The 1010-nt window shown below is 42.2% G+C and carries 1 pseudogene; it reads right to left on the bottom strand.

Annotated features, from left to right (window positions below):
• Positions 1 to 556: pseudogene (locus tag ACS8FC_RS15125) on the bottom strand (alanine--glyoxylate aminotransferase family protein); the annotation flags it as partial.
• Positions 557 to 1010: the final 454 nt, after the last annotated feature.

The raw sequence follows: 1010 nt of genomic DNA, 5'->3' as shown, positions 1-1010 counted from the left end.
CTTTCATGTCTAACCAGACGCAGCCTGACGCGATACAGTCGATAACCAACAATCCACCGACACTATGCACAGCCGCGCTCAACGCTTTGATATAGTCATCTGACAAAATCATACCTGATGAGGTCTCAACGTGCGGCGCAAATACCACTGCTGGTTGCTCTTCTTTAATCTTAGCGACCGCCGTGTCGATATCGACTGGTGCAAACGGCTTTGGTGATTCGCTATCGTCCGCACGATTGGCTGTGAGCACGGTTGATGATTTGGCAATTTTGCCTTTTTCTAAGATTTGTGTCCAACGATAGCTGAACCAACCATTACGAATGATGAGGCAATCTTCGTCATTTGCGAGTTGACGAGCGACCGCCTCCATACCATAAGTACCAGAACCTGGCACAATCACCACGGCATCCGCGTTGTAGACAGATTTTAGATCACTAGATAAGTCATTCATCACTTGCTGAAAGGCCTGTGACATATGGTTCAGCGCGCGATCGGTGTAAACCACTGAATACTCTAATAAGCCGTTTGGATCGATATCTTGACGTAATGCAGGCATTGAACACTCCTAGTATATGATTAGATGATGACTGTCTCTTAATTCTTTGTACCGTAATATCGGGATAGGAAATAATATAGATACTAATATCGTTAAATACCATAGATAATTGGTATCAACCGAATACTCATATCGAACAAAAATGAAGAAGATATAGGATAGACAAGATAGCCCTTTAACCCAGCGCTATTGTCTTTGATGATGAGGTCATGTGTTGTTTTGATATCAATGCTTAAGATTTATGATACGCAAATGCCCTGATTATAATGAACATTAATGAGGGCTATAAATATAGGGCGAAACTATTTCTAGTCACATTATAGTCACAACATGAGCTAGTCTCAGCACCCTATTTTAAGCCAAACTGCCTTGACCTAAATCATCCATAAGATTTGATAGTAGCACTGATACTAGAGGTTGACAACGATACGCTCAGGCACTGATATGGCTTGCG

The sequence above is a fragment of the Psychrobacter sp. 1Y4 genome (assembly GCF_051847555.1).
Note: the sequence above shows the minus strand (reverse complement) of the source record. Positions and strands in the feature narration are given on the sequence as shown.